Origin of the sequence: Actinoallomurus soli, assembly GCF_024055715.1 — a bacterium.
GTDB lineage: Bacteria > Actinomycetota > Actinomycetes > Streptosporangiales > Streptosporangiaceae > Actinoallomurus > Actinoallomurus soli.
The window spans coordinates 14130-33914 of sequence record NZ_JAMXMV010000011.1; the positions used below are offsets into that span (position 1 = coordinate 14130).

The following is a 19785-nucleotide window of genomic DNA, read 5'->3' on the forward strand; positions in this document are numbered from 1 at the left end:
GGTCAGGAGTGGCCGATCACCCGGTGGGGCCGGTAGGGCGCCTCCAGACGCGCCTTCTCCTCCTCGCTCAGCGCCACGTCCACCGCCGCCACCGCGTCGTCGACGTGACCGGCCCTGGTCGCGCCGACGATCGGAGCGGTCACGCCGGGCCTGCGGAGCAGCCAGGCGAGCGCCACCGTCGCCGGGGGCAGGCCGCGCTCGTCCGCGACCTTCCGCACCGCGTCCACCACGTCGAAGTCGCTCTCCTCGTAGTGCGCCTCGGCGAGCGGGTCGTCCCCGGCGCGTACGGTCCGCCGGGCGCCGTCCCGGTCCCGGCCGCCGGCCAGCAGCCCGCGCGCGAGCGGGCTGTACGGCAGCACGCCCACGCCCTGATCGCGGCAGAGCGGGATCATCTCCCGCTCCTCCTCGCGGTAGACGAGGTTGTAGTGGTTCTGCATCGACACGAACCGGGTGGCCGCCACGTGCTGCGCCGTGGCGAACTGCCACGCGTACATGCTGGAGGCGCCGACGTACCGCGCCTTACCCGCGCGTACGACGTCGTGCAGCGCCGTCATCGTCTCCTCGATCGGCGTCGTGTCGTCCCAGCGGTGGACCTGGTAGAGGTCGACGTGGTCGGTGCCCAGCCGCGTCAGCGACGCGTCGATCGCGGCCATGATGTGGGCCCGCGACAGGCCGCCGTCGTTCGGTCCGGGCCCCATCGGGAAGTACACCTTGGTGGCGAGCACGTAGTCCGTACGGCGCGGGAAGAGCCGCGCGAGCAGCCGCCCCGTCACCACCTCGCTCGCGCCCTGGTCGTACATGTCCGCGGTGTCGAAGAACGTCACCCCGGCCTCGACCGCCCGCCGCACGATGGGCTCGGCGCCCTCCTCGTCCAGGTGCCACCGACGCCGCGTACGGTCCCCGAAGCTCATCATGCCGAGGCAGATCCGCGACACCTTCAACCCGGAGGAGCCCAACCGCACGTACTCCACAGCGCCACCTCGTATCCGGCCGGCCCGGCGCCGGCGACGAGAAGATCGTCCGGGGATCCCGGGCCTACCGGAATCCCGAAAGCAAGGACGACCGCGGCCGGCGCCTGCGATTCGACGGCGTGCCGCCGTGAACGGCTTCGCCGCCGCCGTCGCCGGGCGATGCCCGGCGCACCGGGTTCGAGACGGCGACGGCGGCGGCGAAGGCGTCGAGGGTCCGAAGAGCGCGTGTCGAGGCCCGTTGAAGACCCGAAGTCAGTCAGAGGTTGGGTCAGACCCCCGTCGGGAGGTGCTCACCTACATCATCTCTGTCAGATGTGGATCGCGGCGCCCTCGACCTGGCGGCCCGCCCGGACGAGGAGGCTCAACAGGGCGGCGATGAACGCCATCACCGCGCTGACGACGAAGGCCAGGTGCATGCCGTCGATGAACGACAGGTGGCTGGCCTTGACGATCATCTCGGCGATCTGCGGCTGCGTGTTCTTGGGGACCGGCGCGACGCCCTGGGAGATGGCGCCCTTCATCAGGTCGACCTGCGCCGGGGTCGGCGCCGGCAGGCCCGCGTCCTTCATGTGGCCGGGCAGGACCCCGGCCACCTTGGCGGTCAGGACGGCGCCGAGGACGGAGGTGCCGAGCGCGCCGCCGACCTGCATCGCCACCTGCTGCAGGCCGCCCGCGACGCCCGACAGGGCGACGGGGGCGTTGCCGACGATGATGTCGGTGGCCGCGACCATCACCGGGCTCAGGCCGATGCCGATGAGCGCGAACCAGGGCGCCATGCCCGAGAAGCTGGCGTCCACCCCGAGGCGCGACATGCCGAGGAACGCCACTCCGGCGAGGGCCATGCCGACGACCAGGGGGGCGCGCGGCCCGAGCTTGGAGATCACTCCACCGGCGACCGGGGAGGCCACCATCATGGCGAGCATCATGGGCAGGAGCCGTACGCCGGTGTCCACCGGCGACAATCCGTGCACGGACTGCAAATAAAAAGTGAGAAAGAACATCGCGCCGAACATCGCGAACGCCATGAGCATCATCAGCACGACGCCCACGGACAGCGACACCGAGCGGAACAGCGTGAGCGGGAGCAGCGGATCCCGCGACAGGTGCTCGCGCACGACGAACAGCACCAGCAGCACGATCGCGCCGCCGAAGAACGCCAGGGTCTTCACGTCGGCCCAGCCGTAGGCCGGGGCCTTGATGACGCCCCAGACCAGGGTGAACAGCATCCCGGACAGCAGGACGATGCCGATGAGGTCGAAGCCGCCGCCCTTGGCCTCGCCGCGGGCGTTGAGAAGGAACAGGCTGCCGACGATGAGCGTCACGATGCCGACCGGCACGTTGATGAAGAAGACCGACTCCCAGTTGACGTGCTGGACGAGCAGGCCGCCCACGATCGGGCCGGAGGCCGTGGAGGCCGCGATGCAGGCGCCCCACAGACCGATCGCCATGTTGAGGCGCTCGGCCGGGAACGCCGCGCGCAGCAGGCCGAGCGCCGTGGGCTGGAGCATCGCGCCGAACAGCCCCTGGATGACCCGCAGGGCGATCACCATGCCGATCGCCTTGGAGAAGCCGATCCCCGCCGAGGACAGCGCGAAGCCGGCGACGCCGATCAGGAACACCGGCTTGTGACCGAACCGGTCACCGAGCTTGCCGGCCGTGATCAGCGAGACGGCGAGGGCGAGGAGGTAGCCGTTGGTGACCCACTGCAGGTCGGCCAGTGACGCGCCGAGGTCCTTGGAGATCGCCGGGTTGGCGATCGCGACGACCGTGCCGTCGAGGGTCACCATGATGACGCCGAGCGCCACGGCGGCGAGCGTCAGCCACGGGTTCCCCATCCCGCGACGCTTGGGACCCGCTCCTGCGGGCAATCGTTCCTGGACGGCCGGTCGCGACATCTCACTCCCCCTAGTACATGTGTCCGATGGCACCACAAACTTATGGCAGCTACTGACAGATGACAAATCGCTTTAAGAGTCACCCACTGCCTTATGGCACACTCTGAACCAATGAGTGAGCTGGAGGTGACATGGTGGAGACTTCGGGTGTGGGCACCACCGGCTTGCGGGAGCGTAAGAAGCAGCGGACACGCTGGGCGTTGACCGATGCGGCGCTGGACCTGTTCCTCGCCAAGGGGTACGAGGCGACGACGATCGACGAGATCGTGGCGGCGGTCGATGTGTCGCAACGCACGTTCTTCAGGTACTTCGCCGGCAAGGAGGACGTGGTCCTGGCGATCATGAAGGAGTACGACCAGGTCTTCCTGGCGACCCTGGTCGACCGGCCCGGCGACGAGCCTCCGATCACGGCCCTCGCGGCCGCGATCCACCACGTCCTGGACTCCGTGCGGTCCGCCGACGAGGAGCACGCGGGCCGGTTCGCCAAGATCCGCGATGTGATCGAGCACAGTCCCGCGCTGGAGGTGGCGCAGCTGCGTTACTTCAGCGAGCTGGAGCACGAGCTGGCCACGATCCTCGCCCGGCGGATGAACGTCGACCTCGCGACCGACCTGCGCCCGACACTGATCGCCGCGACCTTCCTGACCGTGATGCGGATCGGGTTCGAGGGGTGCGCGCACGAGGGCCTCTTCCAGCCGGACGAGGTCGCCTCGCGCATCGAGGAGGTCTTCGCCGTCGCCGCCGAGACGCTCCCCGGCGCCTGGTCCGCCGCCTGACCGCCCTCTTCGAGCGGCGCGACGGCCCGGACAGGTCGCCGGCCGTCGCGACGACGGCCCAGGCCGGTCGGCGCAACGTCCCGGGCCGGTCGCCGATCGGCGCGACGGTTCGGAAAGCCGTGAGCCGGCCCGCCATGCCCGGAACCGCGCGACCCGCCCGGGCCGGTCGCCGGTCAGCGGCGGTTCGGACCGGTCCCGGGCCGGCCCGCCGTGCCCGGCACGGCGCGACCGGCACGGCGCGACCGGCACGGCGCGACCGGCACGGCGCGACCGGCACGGGCCGGTCGCCGGTCAGCGCAGCGGGTCGGGCAGGTCGCGGGCGTGCAGGACGGTCAGCCGGGAGACCGCGCGGGTGAGGACGACGTACAGCCGGCGCAGCCCGGGTGAGCGCTCGCCGTCCGGCTCGGCCTCGACGATCGCCGCCGGCTCGACGACGATGACCTGGTCGAACTCCAGGCCCTTGGCCTGCGTCGCCGGAGTGAGGACGAGCCGCGCCCCCGCCATGCCGTCCGCGAGCCGCACGTGCTCCAGCCCGCGTGCGGTCAGGTGCTCGCCCAGCCCCGCCACGGCGGCCTCGGCGGCGATCAGGCCGACCGACCCCTCGCCGGTGAGCGCCTCGCGGCAGGCGTCCTCCACCGCGGCGAACAGGTCGGCGACCGGGGTGACCCGCAGGGAGCCCGGCGCGGAGCGTACGGACGTCGGCGGCGTCAGCTCCGGGGCGATGTGCGGGAGCAGCCGGCTCGCGAAGTCGATGATCTGACGTGGCACGCGGTAGCCGCGGTCGAGCACGGTCAGGTCCGCGTCCGGCTTGCCGAGGTGCCGCAGGAGCGCCTGCCAGTCGCCGACCGCCCACGGCGTGGTCCCCTGGGCGATGTCCCCGAGCACGGTGACCGATCCGGTCTCGCAGCGCCGGCCGACCGCGCGGCACTGCATGGCCGACAGGTCCTGGGCCTCGTCGAGGACGACGTGACTTAGGCTCGAGGTCCGGCTGATCAGGTCGGCGGCCTCGTCGACGAGGACGGCGTCGGAGGGCGTCCAGCGGGCCGACTTCGGGCCTCTCGGCGGCCGGTCCCACAGCAGTGCCGCCTGCTCGGCCCGGTCGAGGAGGCCGTCGGCGGCCTGGGCGAGGAACTCCGCGTCGGACAGCAGGCGCATCACGACGCGCACCGGGTCCAGGGCCGGCCAGACGTGGTCGACGATCGCCTTGACCGGGCGGGTCCGGCGGACCGCCTCGTGGGTCCGGTCGTCGCACGCCTCCCCCGCCGTCTCCATCCGCAGCAGGACGGCGTGCGCGATCCGGTGCCCGAGGAGGTCGCGGCCGGCGCCGTACCGGACGCCGCGGTCGCGGAGGGCCTCGGCCAGCTCGGTGATCTCGTACGCCGGGATGCGCCAGCGGCGGGTGCCGCGCGGCACGACGAGCGCCTCGGACGGCTCCCGCAGGTGGCTCCAGACCGCGCGGCGCAGCACCTCCGCCATCCGGGCGTCGCCCTTGATCCGCCCGGCCGCGGGCTCGTCGCGGGCCGTCACCGGCACGGTGGCCACCACCTGGTCGAGGGTGCGCTGCTCGACGTTCACCTCGCCGAGGGCCGGCAGCACGCCGCGGATGTAGTCGAGGAAGGACGCGCTCGGGCCGATGACGAGGACGCCGCCCCGGCGCATCCGCTCGCGGTGGGCGTACAGCAGGTAGGCGACCCGGTGCAGGCCGACGGCGGTCTTTCCGGTGCCCGGCGCGCCCTGGACGCACAGCGTGTGGTCGGCGTCGGCGCGGACGATGTCGTCCTGTTCGGGCTGGATCGTGGCGACGATGTCGCGCATCGGGCCGACGCGGGGCCGCTCGATCTCCTCGATCAGCAGCCGCGACTCCACGGGCGCGGAGAAGTCCTCGTCCTCGAACGCGGTCAGCTCGCCGCCGGAGTACCCGAAGCGGCGGCGCAGGACGAGGCCCATCGGGTCGGCGGTGCTCGCCTTGTAGAAGGGCCGCGCCATCGGCGCCCGCCAGTCGATGACCAGGGCCCGGCCGCCGTCGTCGTGGACGTGGCGCCGGCCGACGTACAGCCGTTCGTCCGGATGGTCGAGGCGCCCGAAGAACAGGGCCGTCGTCGGGTCGTCCCGCAGGGCCTCGGCGCGCTTGGCGAGGTCGGCGCCGAGCACTTTGGCCGAGACCCAGTCGCCGGCGGCCGAGGCGTCCAGGGACAGGACGTTCTCCCGCATCCGGCGCAGGGCTTCGCGGGAGTGGGCGAGGTGCGCGCGTTCGGCGGATATCTCGGGTTCGGTGTCCTCCGCCTCTCGTGTGGGCATGACAAAGGCCTTTCGGTCGTCGGGAAGCGCGAAGTTCCGAACTTAGTACGTGAGCGCGCCTCCCTCAGCCTGTTTTTCCGTGTCCCGGCGGGCGCGCTAGTGTTCGACGGGAATCGAACCTTAGGGAGGTCACCATGCGCGCGATCCAGATGACCGAGCACGGCGGGCCGGACGTCCTGCGGCTCACCGACGCGGCGGACCCGCAGCCGGGCCCGGGCGAGGTCGTCGTCGAACTCGCCGCCGCCGGCGTCAACTTCCGCGACGTGTACGAGCGCGAGGGCGTCTATCCGAAGGAGCTCCCCGCCATTCCCGGCGCCGAGGGCGCGGGCCGCGTCATGGCGGTCGGCGACGGGGTGACCGACGTGCGGGTCGGCAACGTCGTGGCCAGTGCCGATTTCAGAGGGGCGTACGCCGAACGCGCCGTCGCGCCCGCCGACCGGGTCGTCCCGGTGCCCGACGGCGTGGCGCCCGACCTGGCCGCCGCGGTGCTGCTGCAGGGCCTGACCGCCCACTACCTGACGCACTCGACGCATGAGATCAAGCCCGGGGACACCGCGCTCGTGCACGCCGCCGCCGGCGGCATGGGGCTGCTGCTCACCCAGATGATCAAGCTGCGCGGCGGCCGGGTCATCGGCACCGTCTCCACCGACGAGAAGGAGAAGCTCGCCCGCGACGCCGGCGCCGACGAGGTACTCCGCTACGACGGCTTCGCCGACGAGGTCCGCCGGCGCACCGGCGGCGGCGTGCCGGTCGTGTACGACGGCGTCGGCAAGACCACCTTCGAGGGCAGCCTCGTCTCGCTGCGGCCGCGCGGCCTGCTCGCGCTGTACGGTGCCGCCAGCGGGCCGGTGCCGCCACTCGACCCGCAGCGGCTGAACGCGGGCGGTTCGCTCTTCCTGACGCGGCCGAAGCTGGGGGACTACGTCGCCACCCGCGAGGAGCTCCTGTGGCGGGCCGACGACCTGTTCGGCTGGATCGCCTCCGGGGAGCTGTCGGTCCACGTCGGCGGGCGGTACCCCCTCGCCGACGCCGGCCGGGCCCACGAGGACCTCGAGGCGCGCCGCACGACCGGCAAGCTGCTGCTCATCCCGTAGACCGACCGGCGAGCCGCCGCTCGTCCCGTAGACCCGGAACCGCACGGTCCGCCCGTTGGTCTTATCGCTCATCGAGCGACAGGAGGGCGGGCCGTCGCGACGGGAACGAGCGCGATCGACCGGCGGCGGCCCGAGGACCAGCCCCGGCTCGGCGACTACCGGATCATCGGCCGGATCGGCCGGGGCGGCATGGGCACCGCCGACGCCTCCGACCATGACGGCCCGCCGGCCAACGGCACGTCCGGCCTGGTCGCCGTGCAGGAGAACGGCGGAAGCGGCGGGGACGTCCAGGTGCTGTTCGACGACTTCGGCCTGGCGGCGATCCGCTGACGCGCGACGGTCAGAGCTCGAACCAGAAGGTCAGGCCGTCCTCGTGCCTGCGGAGGCCGCAGGCGGCCGAGAGCTCCTCGATGAGGAAGACGCCGCGCCTGCCCTCGCGCAGCTCGTAGCCGTCGTACATCGTCGGGAGGGTGTCACCGCCCTCGTCGGTGACCTCGATCCGCACGCCGGTGGACGTCTCGAACACGACCACGGTCACCATGGTGCTGTCGGTGTGGACCACCGAGTTGGTGACCGCCTCGCTGGTCAGGAGCACGGCGGTGTCCGCCTCCGGACGGCCGGACAGCGCTTTGGCGACGAAACGCCGCGCCGTCGCCACCTCCCCCGGACGGCCGGGAACGGTGATCGCCCCGAGCACCGACCGGCCCATCAGAATGTCACCGGAGCGTGACGGAATGTGGCGAACTTGCCGGTATCGCCACCATGGCGGGCCTCCCCTGTAGCAAGATGGGCAGGGTGATCGAGACGAACGCGCATGGATCGGAGCCCTCTCAGCGGCGGCCTTTAGGGGGCCTAAACGAGATAGAGTGTGAGCTTACGGCCACTTTGCGTAATCGCGCAATAGCGAGGTGGAAGCTCCTCGGGAAGAGCGGAGCCGCGACGCCGTGATCAGCAGCAGACTACGAGAGATCGCCGCGCTGGCCGATCCGATCCAGCGCGCCCGCGTCCTCGGCGCGGTCATGGCGGAGCAGCAGGCGCTGGTCGAGGAGGCGGCCCGGATGCGCCGTCAGGCGATCGCCGAGGCGCGGGAGAGCGGCCATCGCCTCGAGGAGATCGCCAGCACGCTCGGAGTCTCCCCCGGCCGGATCTCGCAGATGCGCAGGGGCACCACCGCGCCGGCGCCCGAGCCGCTCGCCGAGCGGATTCCCCCGCTCGGCGAGCGGATGCCTCCACTCGTGGTGCGGCGGGAGCTGCCCACGGAGCCGTCGCCGTACGGTGCCGGGTGGACGTTCGTCAGCACGGCCGAGCGGGAGGACGTCCGCTCCGAGCTGCGCCTCCTCGACGTCGGCCGGGAGCCCGCCCGCGAGCACATCGCGACCTGCCTGCGCGTACGGCCCGGCGAGGACGTCATCGCACGCCGGCGCCTGGTGCTCGCCGACGACGTCCCCGTCCGGGTCGCCGTCTCCTACCTCCGCGTCGACCTGTTCGCGGAGACCCCCGTCATGGAGCCCGAGCTGCTCGCGCCCACCCTCCACGAGGCGATCACCGCCCACGGTCACGCGTTCGGGCACGCGGAGGAGACGCTGATGGCACGACCGGCGACGGGGCCGGAGACCGACCTGCTCCGCCTCGATCCGGGCGACTGGGTCGTGCAGGTCCTCCGCGCCTCCTACTCCACCGAGGACACGCCGGTCCACGTGCTGGAGACCGTCTGCGCCGCCACGCGCCACGTGTTCTCCGTCAGCCAGGCGGGCGGGTGCGACCGGTTCTGAGGGCCCCGGCCCGTCCATGGGTCGCCCACCGGCGGGCCGTTCAGAGGTAGGCCGTCAGCCAGCGGTCGAGCTCCTCGAAGACCTTCGCCCGTACGGGCGCGGCGGACAGCACCAGGTCGTGCAGCCCGCTCTCGACGCGCACGCACGTGACGTGCCGCCCGAGGCGCGTCGACCAGCGGGCGATGTCGTCGGCGTTCAGCACGCCGTCGCCGGTGGAGAAGTCACCGTTCCTGCCGCGTACGGTCGTGGTGGATGCCATCACGAGGACCGGCACGTCGATGGCGAGCCCGGCCTTGACCTGTCGCTGCGCCTTGATGATCGCCGACAGCCACCCGGCCCGCACGCCGAAGCCCTCGGCGGGCTTCCAGGTCAGGTCGAAGTCCCACTCCCCGTCGTGGTCGCGGTGGATGCTGTGGACGTACGACCGGCTGACGCCCGCCGGGATGGCCATCTTCGGGCGGCCCTTCGCCAGGACGCGGACGACGGGCGTGAGCGTACGGCGGACCCCGGCGGGGACGTTCAGCTCCAGGAACGGGCTGTTGAGGAACAGGCCGTCGACCAGGCCACGGCCGCGGACGCGATCGGCCCACAGGGCGGAGACCAGCCCGCCCGTCGAGTGGCCGTTCACCAGCAACGTGTCGTGGTCCTCGCGGATGAGGCGGACCGCCTCGTCGATCTCCGGGAAGTAGTCGGACATGCTGTGGGCGAAGTTGGGCGTCTGGTGGTCCAGCAGCGAGCGGCCGTACTTGCGCAGGTCCAAGGCGTGAAAGGAGTATCCGCGCTCGACGTAGAAGTCGGCGAGGTGCGTCTGGAAGAAGTAGTCGGTGAAGCCGTGGATGTAGAGCACGGCCTTCCGGCTGCCGGGACAGGGCCGCCGGACGAGCGTGGCGACCACCTCGCCCTCCGCGTCATCGTCCAGCGTCAGCCGGATCGCCTCATAGTCCACTCCGAGCACATCCTGTCCCATGGCGGGACAGCGTAGGGCGCTTGCGAGCGGCGGTGCCATGGTTCGGCCGGCGCCATCACGCACCACACGTTGGACGGTCACCGTGAGTGGCCGCCTCGGGGAGGTGAGCCCAGGCCCCACCGGCCACGCCATGTGGTCATGTCCGCACGGAGAGTATGTTCACGCTTGATATGGGGGCTCCATGTGTTTTCGTGAATGTATGGCACTCGACGAGGGCGAGAACTGGGGCGAGCCGGTGTTGTCGGACGACTTCGGGGGCACCCGGCTCGACTCGCGCACGTGGCGGGTGGACGAGGCGCCTGACGGCGTCCACGTCTCGGGCGGGGTCCTCAACCTCGTGGGCGGACTCTACGGTGGCCGGGACCTGAACGCCGGGGTCATCTCCCGTCTCGCCCAGACCTACGGCCGCTGGGAGGCCCGCATCCGGGCCGACCGCGGCAACGGCTACTCCGCGACCGCGTTCCTGTGGCCGGTGCGCATGGGCGACCCGGAGTACGCCGAGATCGACTTCGCCGAGATACTGTCGGGTGACCGTAGGAGCGGCGGCCTGTTCATCCATCACGGACCCGACGACCGGCAGGTGCAGCGCACCACCCACGCTGATTTCACCCAGTGGCACACCGTGGGCGTCGACTGGCTGCCCGACCACGTGAGGTTCTGGATGGACGGCAAGGAGACCTGGACTTATTCCGGGTCGTTGGTCCCCCACCAGGCCAGGATGCAGCTCTACCTGCGCATCGAGATGCGGGAAGGGTTCCACCGCAAGCCGACGACGCCCCAGCGGATCACCATGCAGGTCGACTGGGTCCGGATCTACCGCGCTCCTCACGGCTGACCCCGTACCCTCCCCGGGTTCGATCACCGGGCTCCGGGTTCCGGAGCGTCGGAGTCCTGTTGCCGGGCCGTTCCCTGCCGCCCTGCGGCATCTCCTCCTGCGGGGGCGGGGCATGCCCGCCTCCGGCGAGCCGGTCGATGGTGAGCCTGGTGATGTCGGCGTCCAGGCCGTCGAAGTCGTCGGTGAACTGCCAGATGTCCGGCTCTTTCCAGCCGCACGTCAGCTTGTCGGGCAGCCACGGGGCGAACGTCCGTGGCCACGTCGAGGTGCGGGCGCTGCTGGGGTATTGGGGATACCACCACAGGTCGTAGTGCCGGGCGACGCCGCGGCCGGTGCCGTTGGAGGCGTACCCGGATCCCATGTAGATGCCGGAGGTGAGGCCGCGCGCGTGCCGGCGGATGTAGTCACCCCACGCCTTCGCCCAGGCGTTCGTCCCGGCCTGGCCCAGGTCGCTGGCTTCGAGGTCGAGCCACAAGGACTCGCCCGGCACGGGCTTCACGACGGACAGGAACCTGGCGGCCTGGGAGGCCGCCGAGGAGTCCTCCGGGCGCGCGAAGTGATACGCGCCGCGGTGCCTTGCCCTGCCCTTGGCCGATCTCCACTGCGCGGCGAATTTCGAGCTGGTGTAGCTCCTGCCCTCGGTGGCCTTGACGATGACGAAGTCAATGGCCGGCGCTGTGGCGGAGTCGTACGCGGAGATGTCGAATCCGTGCAGCACGGCGGTCACCCCGCCCGGCGGGAGTCGTCCGCCGGCGATGCGGTTCGGGCGATGAACTCCCACCATTCGCTGTCGCCCATGATCGGGGAGTCGCGGTGCGAGATCCGGTGGTGCGCCGTCATCCAGGCGAACCACACCGGGACCTCGGCGTCGTTCCTGTTCAGGCCACCCGCCGTGGCCGTCCGATCCGGGCCGTCCTGAGCGATCACCCATGACAGAAAGGCGCCGCACCAGTCCGCCTTCGCGCGAACGCTGGTCTTCGGTGGCTGTTCGTCCAGCCATTTTCCGTACTTGGTGGACCCATCGGCACGTTCGCCGGTGCCCTTCTGGGACGTGGCGACGTCCAGGACATCCATCGCGGCCCCCTCCTTCCACGGACGGCGGATCAAAAGACACGTCTATACGACTCGCCCCGACTACGGGCATTCGCCCATTTACTCAGCGTCGCAGAGCACGGCGCCTGCGGATCGAGCGCAGTCACTGTCGTGGCGGCCTGGATGTGGTCACCATCCGGGCAGGCCGTATCCCGGTTCGCCCTGCCTCGCCGCCCCCGGAACGTGATCGCGGGCTCCATCCCGCCGGTATCCCGCGCCTCCCCGGGTTGCCACTCGTCGGGTTAGATGCGCGTAGCTGTCCGGAAAGCTTGCAAAGCGCGCACGAATGAGCAATCCTCGGTCCTGGCCGACGGAAGGAGAGCTCTTTCGCGTGCTGGCGTCAGTCCTGCCGATCCCTATGGGCGACGCCACCCCGGCCGCCGCGGAGATTCCGGGGCCGGCGCGTACGGGGAGTGCGGAACAGCACGCATGCCGCCCCGTGTTTCTTCGAACTCACGAGGAGCGCCCATGCGCGAAAGAGCACGTCTCATCGTCGCCGCCCTGAGCGCGGCACTCGTCGCCTGCCTCGGCCTGGCCGTCCCGGCCGGCGCGGCGACTCTGCCCGACCCCGTCTCCTGCAGCGGCTGCTGGAAGCCCGCCCTGAACACCAGCTGGCAGTGGCAGCTGTCCTCCGTCCCGTCCGCGCCGTACCTGGACGTCGCCATGTACGACATCGACGGGTTCGACGCCACCGCCGCCGACGTGTCGAACCTCCACTCGACCAAGTCCGGCCGGAAGGTCGTCTGCTACATCAGCGCCGGCACGTACGAGAACTGGCGCAGCGACGCCGGCGACTTCCCGAGCAGCGTGCTCGGCAACAACGTCGACGGCTGGGCCGGTGAGCGCTGGCTGGACGTCCGGCAGTACACCGGGAAGCTCGGCACGATCCTGGGCAAGCGCATGGACATGTGCAGGGCGAAGGGCTTCGACGCGATCGAGTTCGACAACGTCGACGGGTACGACAACGACCCCGGCTTTCCGATGACCGCGAACGACCAGCTGAGCTTCAACACCTGGCTGGCGAACGAGGCGCACAAGCGCGGGCTGTCGGCCGGCCTGAAGAACGACATCCCCCAGCTCAAGACGCTCCAGCCGTACTTCGACTGGGCGCTGAACGAGGAGTGCTGGGCGAACAACGAGTGCACGACCGCGCAGACCGGCTACGGCTATGACAAGTACGTGGCCGCCGGCAAGGCCGTGTTCAACGTGGAGTACTCCCTGGCCACGTCGAAGTTCTGCGCCAAGGCCAACGCGCAGAACTTCAACTCACTGAAGAAGGACCTCGACCTCACCGCCTACCGCGTCCCCTGCCGGGGCGTCTGACCCACCCTGTTCATCCGGCTGTACCGGCCGGCGGCGGTCACGAGGTGCGGGGCCGCCGCCGGCCACCCCCGTAAGTGGAAGGTTCACCCTGTATGTCCCCGTCCATCCGTATCGCTTTCATCGGCGCCGGTTCCGTCGAGTTCACCCAGCAGCTCCTGCGCGACATCCTGTCCTTCCCCGAGCTCGCGGACGTACGGCTCGCGCTGCACGACATCGACCCCGAGCGGCTGTCGGTCGCCGAGGCGCTCGCCCGGCGCACCGCGGAGCGGTTCGGCGCCAAGCCGGAGATCGTCGCGGAGCTCGACCGCAGGGCGGCCCTGGACGGCAGCGACGTCGTGGTGAACATGGTCGCGGTCGGCGGTCACCGCGCCACGACGATCGACTTCGAGGTCCCGGAACGCTTCGGGCTCCGGCAGACGATCGGCGACACGCTGGGCATCGGCGGCATCTTCCGCGCCCTGCGGACGTTCCCGCTGCTGGAGGGCCTCGCCGCCGACATGGCCGCCGTGTGCCCCGACGCCTGGCTGCTGAACTACACCAACCCGATGGCCATGAACCTGCAGTACCTGGCCACGGTGGCGCCGCGGCTCAAGGCCGCCGGTCTCTGCCACTCCGTCTACTGGACCGTCCGCGGGCTGTCCGACATCGTCGGCGTGCCGCACGAGGAGGTCGACTTCCTCTCGGCCGGGGTCAACCACCAGGCGTGGATCCTGCGCTGGCGGCACCAGGGCCGCGACCTGTACCCGGCGCTGGACGCGGCGATCGAGCGCGACCCGGAGCTGCGCCGCCGGGTGCGCGTGGACATGTACCGGCGGCTCGGCTACTACCCGACCGAGACCAGCGAGCACTCCTCCGAGTACGTCCCCTTCTACCTGCGGCATCCCGCCGAGATCGAGCGGCTGCGCATCCCGGTCGGCGACTACCTCGGGATCAGCGCGGGCAACGTCGCCGAGTACGAGTCGATCCGGGAGAGCCTGGCGGCCGGGCTGGACCCGGAGCCCCGCGAGGAGGAGGACGCGACCGAGTACGCCCCGCAGGTGATCCACAGCCTCGTCACCGGCGCCCTGCGCTCGATCCAGGTCACCACCGCCAACACCGGCCTGATCACCAACCTGCCGGCGGGCGCGGGCGTGGAGGTCCCGGCGACCGTCGACCGGCTCGGCGTCCACCCGCACGCGGTGGGGGCGCTGCCGCCGCAGCTGGCCGCGCTGAACCGGAGCTTCCTCAACGTCGTCGAGCTGGTCGTCGCCGCCGCCGTCGAGGGCGACCCGCGGCACATCCGGCACGCCGCGATGTCCGACCCGGCCACCGCGGCCGCGCTGACCGTCGACCAGATCTGGGAGCTGTGCGACGCCATGGTGGCCGCGCACGGCGACGCCCTGCCCCCGGCCCTGCGAGGACGGCTCACCCCCGGCTCTCGGTGACGGCTGCACGGAGGCGGGGCCAAGCGAGCAACACTGTGAGCGATCACCCCCGGAATTAATCGTTCCCGCGCGGCCGTGATCGTTTTATAGTGATCGAATGCGTCAAGAGGAGCGTCTCGGTCTGATCCTCGACCGGCTGGCCCGCGACGGCTCCGTCTCCGTGGCCGACCTCACCGGGGAGCTGGGCGCCTCCCCCGCCTCCGTCCGCCGCGACCTGCGCGTTCTCGAAGAACAGCAACTGCTCAAGCGCACCCACGGCGGCGCGGTCTCGGCCGAGGTCCTGTACGAACTGCCGATCCGCTACCGCTCGGGCCGCCACCACGAGGAGAAGCTGCGCATCGCGCAGGCCGCGGCGCGGCTGGTGACCGACGCGGTGCACTCGGTCGGCCTGGGCGGCGGCACGACGACGACGGAGCTGGCGCGGATCCTCGGCGCGTCGGCCCGTCCGCTCAAGGTCATCACGAACGCGCTGAACATCGCCGGGGAGCTGTCCGTACGTCCCGCGGTCGACCTCGTGGTGACCGGCGGCAGCGTGCGCTCGGCGTCGTACGAGCTGGTCGGCCCGCTCGCCGAGCAGGCCCTGGCCGGGATCAACCTGGACATCGCCTTCATCGGCGTCGACGGTATCGAGGCGAGCCGGGGCATCAGCACCCACGACGACGTCGAGGCGCAGACCGACCGCAGCTTCCTGCGCACCGCGGATCAGGTCGTCGTGCTGACCGACGGCTCGAAGGTCGGCAAGCGCGCCTTCTCCCGCATCGCTGGCATCGACGAGATCACCATGCTGGTCACCGACTCGGGCGCCGACGCGGCCGAGCTGGACCGGCTCCGCGCGGCGGGCGTCGAGGTCACCATCGTCTAGTACCGAACGCCGTGGCCCCGGCCGGCGTTCCGGCCGGGGCCACGGCGCACCGGGTCACTTGAGCCCGGACGAGGCGATGGAGCGGACGAAGAAGCGCTGCGCGAGGACGAACAGGACGAGCACCGGGATCTGGCTGGTGACGGTGCCGGCCATCAGCACGGGCCAGTTCGTGAAATGCTGTCCCTGGAAGTTCTGCAGGCCGAGCTGGATCGTCATGTTCCCGGGGCTCTGCACGGCGATGAGCGGCCACAGGAAGTCGTTCCAGACGTTGAGGAACGTCAGCACCGAGAGGGTGGCGAGCGTCGGGCCCATGAGCGGGAGCAGGACGCTCGCGAGCGTCCGCAGCCGTCCGGCGCCGTCGATGCGGGCGGCCTCCTCCAGTTCCTTCGGCACGGTGGTGAAGAACTGCCGCATCAGGAAGACCCCGAAGGGCGTGGCGAGGTTCGGCGCGATCAGCGCCCCGAGCGTGTCGGTCAGGTGCAGGTGCTGCATCACGATGAGGGTGGGCAGCATGACGATCTGGAACGGCACCATCAGCGTGGCCAGGACCACGACGAACAGCACCCGGTTGCCGAGGAACGGGATCCGGGCGAAGGCGTAGCCGGCCAGCGAGCACAGCACCAGGTTGCCGACGACGCAGGCGACCGACACGATCGCGCTGTTCAGCAGCCAGTGCCCGAACGGCCCCTGGCTCCAGGCGTCGGTGTAGTTCTGCCAGTGGATCCCGTGCGGCAGCCCCGGCGGGAACCGCCGCGTCTCCGCCTCGGTGGAGATCGACAGCAGCACCATCCAGATGAGCGGGGCGAGCATCACCGCCGACAGCGGGATGAGGACCAGGTGCAGGGGGCTGGGCCGGCGGGACCGCCGGTGCGGCGGGCGCTCCCGCTCCGCCGTACGGGCGCGTCCCATCGATCGCGTGAGCGCCGTGTCGGCCATGTCAGTTCACCTCGTAGTGGGAGGCCCGGCGGCTCAGCCAGAGCTGGACCATGGTCACGGCCAGGATCACCACGAACAGCGCGCTGCCGATCGCGGCGGCGTAGCCGCCGTCGAAGTTCACGAACGCCTGCTGGTAGAGGTAGTAGACCAGGACCGTGCTGGCGTGCAGGGGACCGCCCTTCGTGGTCACGTAGACCTCGTCGAACAGCTGGAGCGCGTTGATCGTCAGCCAGACGAGGAGGAAGGACGAGGCCGGCGCGAGCAGCGGCAGCTCGACCTTCCAGAACGCCTTCACCCGGCCGCAGCCGTCCAGGGCCGCGGCCTCCATGAGCTCGCGCGGGACGTTCTGCAGGGCCGACAGGTAGATGATCACGGCGAAGCCGAGCCAGCCCCAGACGGTCATCATCACGACCGCGGGCAGCGCCTCGCCCGTGCTCTGGAAGAACCCCTGCTGCGGGAGGCCGACCTTGCCCAGCGCGGCGTTCACCAGGCCGAACTGCGGGTTGAGGAGCCAGCTGAAGATCACGCCGGTGGCGACCGTCGAGGTCACCAGCGGGACGTAGACCGCCATCCGGTAGAACAGCATGCCGCGCACCCTCTGGTTGAGCAGCACGGCGATCGGGATGGCCAGCAGCATCGTGATCGGCACGAACAGCACGCAGTAGACCAGGGTCTGCCGGGCCGCCTGCCAGAAGACCGGGTCGTGCACCATCTTCTGATAGTTGGAGGCGCCGGTCCACGTGCCCGGTGACGTGAGGTCGGTCTGCTGGAAGGACAGCAGCAGCGACCAGACGACCGGGACCAGGCCGAACAGTCCGATGAGGAGCACGGCCGGGGACACGAAGGCCCAGCCGGCGACGTGGTCGGCCCGGCGCATCCGGGGGCCGGGCCGGTGGGTCCGGTGGCCGCGCCGGCGTTCGGACGCGGCCCGGTCGGCCGCCACGACCGCCATTACGCGCCCGCCATGACGCTGTTGACCTCGTCACGCGCCTGGTCCAGGGCGGCCTGGGGCTGTGCCTTGCCGAGCAGCACCGCCTGCACCGCCAGGCCGAGGGCCTGGGAGATCTTGGAGTACTCCGGGATGTTCGGCCGCGACTTCGTGGCGTTCTTCGCCAGGTTGTCGACGAAGACCTTGTCGCCGGGGTACTTCTTCAGGAACTGCTGGTAGCCCGGGAGCTGGGTCTCCGACTGGCGCAGCGGCAGGTCGCCGGTGGCGGTGGCGAAGCGCAGGTGGACCTCCGGGGAGGTCAGCCACTGCAGGAAGGCCCAGGCGGTCGCGCGGTCGGACTTGTTGAACAGCATGTAGACGTCCGGGCCCGCGATCGTCGCGTGGGTGACCTTGCCGGGCAGGATCTGGACGCCGTACGGCACGTCCTTGGTGATGGAGGACAGGTCCCAGGGCCCCGTCCACATCATCCCGATCTTCCCTGAGTTGAAGAGGTTGAGGTACTGCTGGTCGCCGCCGTCGAGGTAGACCGAGTGGTCGGTCACGGACATGTCGTGCAGGAGCTGCATGGCGGCCAGGCCGGCCGGCGAGTCGAACGCGGCCTTCTTGCCGTCCGGGGTGAGCAGGTCGCCGCCCGCCTGCCACAGCAGCGCGAGGAACCGCCAGACGGTGTCCTCGGTGCCGTCGTTCACGTAGGCCCAGCCGTACCGCTTCTTACCGGCGTCGGTCAGCCGGCGCGCGGCGTTCTGGAAGTCGGTCCAGGTCCAGGACGGCGTCGGGTACGACAGCCCGGCCGCGTCGAACATCTTCTTGTTGTAGACCAGCGCCAGGTTGTCCACCAGCGCCGGAACGCCGTAGATCTTGCCGTCCGGCGTGGTGGCCGCCTGCCGGGCGGCCGGGAAGAAGTCGTCCCACTTGAACTCGGGCGCGCCCTTCACCAGCGACGTGAGGTCCTGGGTCTGGGGCCGCTTGGCCAGTGTCGTGATCGACGAGCCGAACTCGTAGGCCACGCCCGGCGTCTTGCCGGACACGAACGCGCCGAGCGTCTTCTTCAGTGCGTCGTCGTTGCTGCCGGCGAAGGTGACGTTCACCTTCTGGCCGGGGTGGGCCTGGTTCCACTCCTGGCCGAGCGCGGCGATCTCCTTCGCCTCCTGCCCCGTGTAGCCGTGCCAGAAGATCGTCGCGCCGTGTGAGGATCCGGATCCTCCTCCGGAGCAGGCCGCCACGGCCCCGAGAGCGAGCGTGGTGGCCATGGCCATGAGTCGCGTACCGGCCGTCCGGCCGAGCAGACGTGATCTTGCGCGCGTCATAGATAACTCCCTGGTTGGGCCGCCCGCGCGTGCGCTTCAGTCAGAATCGATGCTCGTTTGCGAGCAGTGCATGGGACTTTAGATCAGAATCAATCACGTCTTCAAGGCGTTCTGCGAATAACACGGTCACATTGCCGCAACCGAACAGCCGCCGATCATCGACGGTCACACCCGCCGGGATCGCCGCGGACGCGGCCCCTTCCAGTGCGGCGAGGGACGCGCGTCCGAGCGCCGGCAGCATGCAGGACGACCGGTTTCCACCGATAACGATCCCGTGTTAGCGTTGAGGAATCGCTGATATGGTTAAGGCGTTAGCACCGGAAACGGCGCATCCGGCGACCGGGGAGACCCGGTCGGCGCACTGCGCCGGATCGCCGTCGCTCCCGGAGGTTCCCGTGATCGTCATTACCGCTCCCACCGGCGAGATCTGCCGTCAGGTCCTCGACACGCTGCTCGACGGCGGCCGGCCCGTCCGGGTGATCGCCCGCGATCCCGGCCGGCTCGCCCCGCGCACCCGCGACCGCGCCGAGGTCGTCCAGGGCTCCCACAGCGACCCCGAGGTCCTCGCCGAAGCGTTCAAGGGCGCCGACAGCGTCCTGTGGCTCGTCCCCCCGAACTCGCGCGCCGAGGACATCCAGGAGCACTACCTCGGTTTCACCCGCCCGGCCTGTGACGCCATCACGGCTCAGGGCGTCGAGCGCGTCGTGGGAGTCACCAGCCTGGGCCGCGGCTACGGCGGGCACGCCGGGCTCCTGTCGCCCGCGTTCGCGATGGACGACATGATCGAGAGCACCGGGGTCGGCTACCGCGCCCTGGCCATGCCGTTCTTCATGGAGAACCTCCTCCACCAGGTCGAAGCGATCAGGACGCAGGGGATGTTCTCCATGCCGAACCGGGCGGACCGCCCGCTGGCGACCGTCGCCACCCGCGACATCGCCGCGACCGCCGCCCGCCTCCTGTCCGACGACTCCTGGTCCGGGCAGGAGACCGTCCCGGTGATCGGCCCCGATTCGCTGTCCCCCGACGCCATGGCCGAGGTCCTGACCGAGGTCCTGGAACGCCCGGTCCGCTTCCAGCAGGCCGACCCCGAGGCGTACAAGGCGATGATGACGCGGTACGGGATGAGCGACGCCTGGGCGCAGGGCCTGGTCGACATGGCCATCGCCCAGAGCGACGGCATCTACGACGCCGAACAGCGGGCCGTGACCTCACCCGCCCCGACCGGCTTCCATCAGTGGTGCGAGGAGGTGCTCAAGCCCGCCGTCCTGGCCTGACGGGCCGCCG

At 70.8% G+C, this 19785-nt stretch carries 20 protein-coding genes; 9 read left to right on the forward strand and 11 right to left on the reverse strand.

Annotation, left to right across the window (positions count from 1 at the left end; all coding sequences use genetic code 11):
- Positions 1-2: 2 nt before the first annotated feature.
- Positions 3-971: an aldo/keto reductase gene (locus NDW01_RS25530; protein WP_252824523.1), complete on the reverse strand. Its 969-nt coding sequence runs from the start codon at positions 969-971 to the stop codon at positions 3-5.
- A gap of 308 nt (positions 972-1279) precedes the next feature.
- Entirely contained in the window at positions 1280-2866 is a 1587-nt protein-coding gene (locus NDW01_RS25535) for an MFS transporter (RefSeq protein WP_406567760.1), read from the reverse strand.
- 131 nt (positions 2867-2997) lie between these two features.
- Here NDW01_RS25535 and NDW01_RS25540 point away from each other — a divergent pair, with 131 nt between their 5' ends.
- Complete coding sequence (locus tag NDW01_RS25540) at positions 2998-3642, forward strand: TetR/AcrR family transcriptional regulator (protein WP_252824527.1); 645 nt, start codon at positions 2998-3000, stop codon at positions 3640-3642.
- A 291-nt stretch (positions 3643-3933) separates the two neighbouring features.
- On the opposite strand, the gene NDW01_RS25545 is transcribed toward NDW01_RS25540, so the two are convergent.
- The gene (locus tag NDW01_RS25545; RefSeq protein ID WP_252824529.1) at positions 3934-5940 is read right to left on the reverse strand and encodes a HelD family protein; all 2007 of its coding nucleotides are present in this window, start codon (positions 5938-5940) and stop codon (positions 3934-3936) included.
- A 134-nt stretch (positions 5941-6074) separates the two neighbouring features.
- On the opposite strand from NDW01_RS25545, the gene NDW01_RS25550 reads away from it, so the two are divergent.
- Entirely contained in the window at positions 6075-7034 is a 960-nt protein-coding gene (locus NDW01_RS25550) for a quinone oxidoreductase family protein (protein WP_252824532.1), read from the forward strand.
- 189 nt (positions 7035-7223) lie between these two features.
- Positions 7224-7364, forward strand: coding sequence for a hypothetical protein (locus NDW01_RS25555; protein WP_252824534.1), 141 nt, complete (start codon positions 7224-7226; stop codon positions 7362-7364).
- Positions 7365-7374: 10 nt separating this feature from the next.
- Here the strand turns inward: NDW01_RS25555 and NDW01_RS25560 are convergent, their stop codons facing one another.
- A complete protein-coding gene (locus NDW01_RS25560) occupies positions 7375-7743 on the reverse strand; it encodes an ATP-binding protein (RefSeq protein ID WP_252824537.1) in 369 nt (122 codons plus the stop codon).
- Positions 7744-7978: 235 nt separating this feature from the next.
- On the opposite strand from NDW01_RS25560, the gene NDW01_RS25565 reads away from it, so the two are divergent.
- Complete coding sequence (locus NDW01_RS25565; RefSeq protein WP_252824539.1) at positions 7979-8806, forward strand: UTRA domain-containing protein; 828 nt, start codon at positions 7979-7981, stop codon at positions 8804-8806.
- Between the two features lie 40 nt (positions 8807-8846).
- Here NDW01_RS25565 and NDW01_RS25570 read toward each other — a convergent pair whose 3' ends face one another.
- Complete coding sequence (locus NDW01_RS25570) at positions 8847-9773, reverse strand: alpha/beta hydrolase (protein ID WP_252824542.1); 927 nt, start codon at positions 9771-9773, stop codon at positions 8847-8849.
- A gap of 199 nt (positions 9774-9972) precedes the next feature.
- Between NDW01_RS25570 and NDW01_RS25575 the strand changes: the two genes are divergently transcribed.
- Positions 9973-10608, forward strand: a complete 636-nt coding sequence (locus tag NDW01_RS25575; RefSeq protein ID WP_252824544.1) for a glycoside hydrolase family 16 protein — start codon at positions 9973-9975, stop codon at positions 10606-10608.
- Here the strand turns inward: NDW01_RS25575 and NDW01_RS25580 are convergent.
- Together NDW01_RS25580 and NDW01_RS25585 are read right to left on the reverse strand one after the other, a co-directional pair.
- Positions 10559-11326 (reverse strand): glycoside hydrolase family 25 protein, encoded by a 768-nt coding sequence (locus NDW01_RS25580; protein WP_252824547.1) that lies wholly within the window; start codon positions 11324-11326, stop codon positions 10559-10561. The genes NDW01_RS25575 and NDW01_RS25580 overlap by 50 nt on opposite strands.
- A gap of 5 nt (positions 11327-11331) precedes the next feature.
- Positions 11332-11682, reverse strand: a complete 351-nt coding sequence (locus tag NDW01_RS25585; RefSeq protein WP_252824550.1) for a hypothetical protein — start codon at positions 11680-11682, stop codon at positions 11332-11334.
- Between the two features lie 486 nt (positions 11683-12168).
- Between NDW01_RS25585 and NDW01_RS25590 the strand changes: the two genes are divergently transcribed.
- The 3 genes from NDW01_RS25590 to NDW01_RS25600 all read left to right on the forward strand — a co-directional run bounded on the left by NDW01_RS25590 (position 12169) and on the right by NDW01_RS25600 (position 15309).
- The gene (locus NDW01_RS25590) at positions 12169-13023 is read left to right on the forward strand and encodes an endo alpha-1,4 polygalactosaminidase (RefSeq protein ID WP_252824552.1); all 855 of its coding nucleotides are present in this window, start codon (positions 12169-12171) and stop codon (positions 13021-13023) included.
- A 92-nt stretch (positions 13024-13115) separates the two neighbouring features.
- Entirely contained in the window at positions 13116-14447 is a 1332-nt protein-coding gene (gene melA / locus NDW01_RS25595; RefSeq protein WP_252824555.1) for an alpha-glucosidase/alpha-galactosidase, read from the forward strand.
- 97 nt (positions 14448-14544) lie between these two features.
- The gene (locus NDW01_RS25600) at positions 14545-15309 is read left to right on the forward strand and encodes a DeoR/GlpR family DNA-binding transcription regulator (protein ID WP_252785484.1); all 765 of its coding nucleotides are present in this window, start codon (positions 14545-14547) and stop codon (positions 15307-15309) included.
- Between the two features lie 54 nt (positions 15310-15363).
- Here the strand turns inward: NDW01_RS25600 and NDW01_RS25605 are convergent, their stop codons facing one another.
- The 4 genes from NDW01_RS25605 to NDW01_RS25620 are packed head-to-tail and all read right to left on the reverse strand — an operon-like array spanning position 15364 to position 18742.
- A complete protein-coding gene (locus NDW01_RS25605; protein ID WP_252824558.1) occupies positions 15364-16245 on the reverse strand; it encodes a carbohydrate ABC transporter permease in 882 nt (293 codons plus the stop codon).
- 1 nt (position 16246) lies between these two features.
- The gene (locus tag NDW01_RS25610; protein ID WP_252824560.1) at positions 16247-17197 is read right to left on the reverse strand and encodes a carbohydrate ABC transporter permease; all 951 of its coding nucleotides are present in this window, start codon (positions 17195-17197) and stop codon (positions 16247-16249) included.
- On the reverse strand, positions 17197-18501 hold the full coding sequence (locus NDW01_RS25615) for an ABC transporter substrate-binding protein (RefSeq protein WP_252824562.1): 1305 nt from the start codon (positions 18499-18501) through the stop codon (positions 17197-17199). The genes NDW01_RS25610 and NDW01_RS25615 overlap by 1 nt, the downstream gene beginning before the upstream one ends.
- 40 nt (positions 18502-18541) lie before the next feature.
- Positions 18542-18742 carry a hypothetical protein gene (locus tag NDW01_RS25620; protein WP_252824565.1) on the reverse strand — a complete coding sequence of 67 codons (201 nt, stop codon included), beginning with the start codon at positions 18740-18742 and terminating at the stop codon, positions 18542-18544.
- 154 nt (positions 18743-18896) lie between these two features.
- Between NDW01_RS25620 and NDW01_RS25625 the strand changes: the two genes are divergently transcribed.
- Positions 18897-19775 carry an NmrA family NAD(P)-binding protein gene (locus tag NDW01_RS25625; RefSeq protein WP_252824567.1) on the forward strand — a complete coding sequence of 293 codons (879 nt, stop codon included), beginning with the start codon at positions 18897-18899 and terminating at the stop codon, positions 19773-19775.
- Positions 19776-19785: the final 10 nt, after the last annotated feature.